The organism is Arthrobacter sp. 2MCAF14, from assembly GCF_052115645.1.
Classification (GTDB): domain Bacteria; phylum Actinomycetota; class Actinomycetes; order Actinomycetales; family Micrococcaceae; genus Arthrobacter.
This window is the reverse complement of the sequence record NZ_JBFRHB010000076.1, coordinates 2,501-5,805: the sequence shown is the minus strand read 5'-3', so window position 1 is coordinate 5,805 and position 3,305 is coordinate 2,501. Positions and strand designations below refer to the sequence as shown.

The 3,305-nt window shown below is 53.5% G+C and carries 2 rRNA genes (1 of these 2 cut by a window edge); both read right to left on the bottom strand.

What is annotated here, in order from left to right:
- Positions 1-484: 484 nt before the first annotated feature.
- A 5S ribosomal RNA gene (gene rrf / locus AB4074_RS24385) occupies positions 485-599 on the bottom strand.
- A gap of 168 nt (positions 600-767) precedes the next feature.
- Positions 768-3,305, bottom strand: a 23S ribosomal RNA gene (locus AB4074_RS24380); it runs 343 nt beyond the window's last position.

Sequence of the window (3,305 nt, the reverse complement as noted above, 5' to 3'; positions counted from 1 at the left end):
CAAAAATTTAAAGCTGCAGATGAATGATTCTGGCAACGTATCGCTTGCTTTAAAACAATTAATAGTTGCTTGATCAAACGTCTGCAAGATGGACAATCATCCTTCCTGCAGGCGCCTTCACAAGATACCTGCGCATACTTTCAAAGATCTTGGGAAGTGGCCTCAGCGCCATTCCCGCGTGCTGCGAAGTTTCCTTCGTAGCGAAGCCGCCCATTATAGCCGGCTTTTCCGCTTCGTCAACACCTTTTTTCAAGGCCGTCTCACCGAAGTGGACGTTGTTGCCGATGCTGCTTCGTCGTTGGACCCGAAGGCCTTTCGTCGTTGCGAGCCGCCTATTATGGCAGGCTTTTAAGCTTTGTCAACAACTTGTGAGAGGAACTTGAAGCTCTTCGTGAAGTTGTTGCCGTAAGTCCAGGTCGAAACCTGAGGCTTGCAAAAAAAGGAAAACCCCGCTGCATGAGCAGCGGGGTTTTCGGGGTATAAACCCTGGCGATGACCTACTCTCGCATGGCTTAGGCCACACTACCATCGGCGCAGCTACGTTTCACTTCCGAGTTCGGGATGGGATCGGGTGGTTCCATAGCGCTAATTTCACCAGGGAGGCGKTTGGAGTGTCGCCTGGGCGTCGTGTCCTTGCAGGGGCGGGCATGGTGATGCCARCGWTGCAAAGAGACGCGCCTGAGCGCCTGCCTCTCGTTTGGTCTTGTGACGTAGCGTGCACTTGGATCTATCGACATGTCATGTCGGCCAAGGCAACTTGAGGTTATATGGTCAAGCCTCTCGGATCATTAGTATCAGTTAGCTCAATACATTGCTGTACTTACACACCTGACCTATCAACCACGTAGTCTACATGGTTCCTTCAGGGGGCTTGTGCCCCGGGAGATCTCATCTTGAGGCGCGCTTCCCGCTTAGATGCTTTCAGCGGTTATCGCTTCCGAACATAGCTACCCGGCAATGCCACTGGCGTGACAACCGGAACACCAGAGGTTCGTCCACTCCGGTCCTCTCGTACTAGGAGCAGCCCCTCTCAAATCTCCAACGCCCATGGCAGATAGGGACCGAACTGTCTCACGACGTTCTGAACCCAGCTCGCGTACCACTTTAAATGGCGAACAGCCATACCCTTGGGACCGACTACAGCCCCAGGATGTGATGAGCCGACATCGAGGTGCCAAACACCGCCGTCGATATGAACTCTTGGGCGGTATCAGCCTGTTATCCCCGGAGTACCTTTTATCCGTTGAGCGATGGCCCTTCCATACAGAACCACCGGATCACTAAGTCCTAGTTTCCTACCTGCTTGATCCGTCGATCTTGCAGTCAAGCACGCTTATGCCTTTGCACACAGTGCGCGATGTCCGACCGCGCTGAGCGTACCTTCGAGCTCCTCCGTTACTCTTTAGGAGGAGACCGCCCCAGTCAAACTACCCACCATACACGGTCCCCGATCCAGATAATGGACCCAGGTTAGAACGTCAAGCACGACAGGGTGGTATTTCAAGGATGGCTCCRCCACAGCTAGCGCCATGGTTTCATAGCCTCCCACCTATCCTACACAGACGAACTCAACGTTCAGTGTAAAGCTATAGTAAAGGTTCACGGGGTCTTTCCGTCTTGCCACGGGAACGCTGCATCTTCACAGCGATTTCAATTTCACTGAGTCTCGGGTGGAGACAGCGCCGCTGTCGTTACGCCATTCGTGCAGGTCGGAACTTACCCGACAAGGAATTTCGCTACCTTAGGACCGTTATAGTTACGGCCGCCGTTTACTGGGGCTTCGATCAAGAGCTTCGCCTTGCGGCTGACCCCATCAATTAACCTTCCAGCACCGGGCAGGCGTCACACCCTATACGTCCACTTTCGTGTTTGCAGAGTGCTGTGTTTTTGATAAACAGTCGCAGCGGCCTGGTTACTGCGACCCTCTTCAGCTATAGCTCGCACGAGCCACCAAAAAGGGTGCACCTTCTCCCGAAGTTACGGTGCCATGTTGCCTAGTTCCTTCACCCGAGTTCTCTCAAGCGCCTGAGAATTCTCATCCTACCCACCTGTGTCGGTTTACGGTACGGTCTGCGTAAGCTGAAGCTTAGGAGCTTTTCCTGGAAGCGTGGTATCAGCAACTTCGCCATAAAGGCTCGTCTCGGTGCTCGGTCTTRRAGGATCCCGGATTTGCCAAAGATCCAAACCTACCGCCTTTCCCCGGGACAACCAACGCCCGGTATGCCTAACCTTCTCCGTCCCTCCATCGCACTTACGCGAGGTGCAGGAATATTAACCTGCTTCCCATCGACTACGACTTTCGTCCTCGCCTTAGGGGCCGACTCACCCTGCGCCGATTAACGTTGCGCAAGGAAACCTTGGGCTTTCGGCGTGCGGGTTTTTCACCCGCATTATCGTTACTCATGTCAGCATTCGCACTTCCGATACCTCCAGCAGACTTCTCAATCCACCTTCAACGGCTTACGGAACGCTCCTCTACCGCGTACATATAAATATGCACACCCCAAGCTTCGGTTCTGTGCTTAGCCCCGTTAAATCTTCCCCGCAGACCGACTCGACCAGTGAGCTATTACGCTTTCTTTAAAGGGTGGCTGCTTCTAAGCCAACCTCCTGGCTGTCTGTGCCTTTCCACATGGTTTTCCACTTAGCACAAAATTTGGGACCTTAGCTGTGGGTCTGGGTTGTTTCCCTTTTCACGACGGACGTTAGCACCCGCCGTGTGTCTCCCATACAGTCCGTCTCGGTATTCGGAGTTTGCAATGGTTTGGTAAGTCGCGATGACCCCCTAGCCATAACAGTGCTCTACCCCCGAGAGGATACATATGAGGCGCTACCTAAATAGCTTTCGAGGAGAACCAGCTATCTCCGGGTTCGATTAGCTTTTCACTCCTAATCACAGCTCATCCCCGTCTTTTGCAACAGACGTGGGTTCGGGCCTCCAGTACCTGTTACGGCACCTTCACCCTGGCCATGACTAGATCACCCGGTTTCGGGTCTACTGCCCGCGACTATGCGCCCTTATCAGACTCGGTTTCCCTTCGCCTCCCCTATACGGTTAAGCTTGCCACGAACAGTAAGTCGCTGACCCATTATACAAAAGGTACGCAGTCACCCCTTGCGAGGCTCCTACTGCTTGTACGCACACGGTTTCAGGATCTATTTCACTCCCCTCTCCGGGGTTCTTTTCGCCTTTCCCTCACGGTACTGGTTCACTATCGGTCGGTCAGTAGTATTTAGCCTTGGAGGATGGTCCCCCCATGTTCAGACAGGGTTTCACGTGCCCCGCCCTACTCGTCTTCACTGAA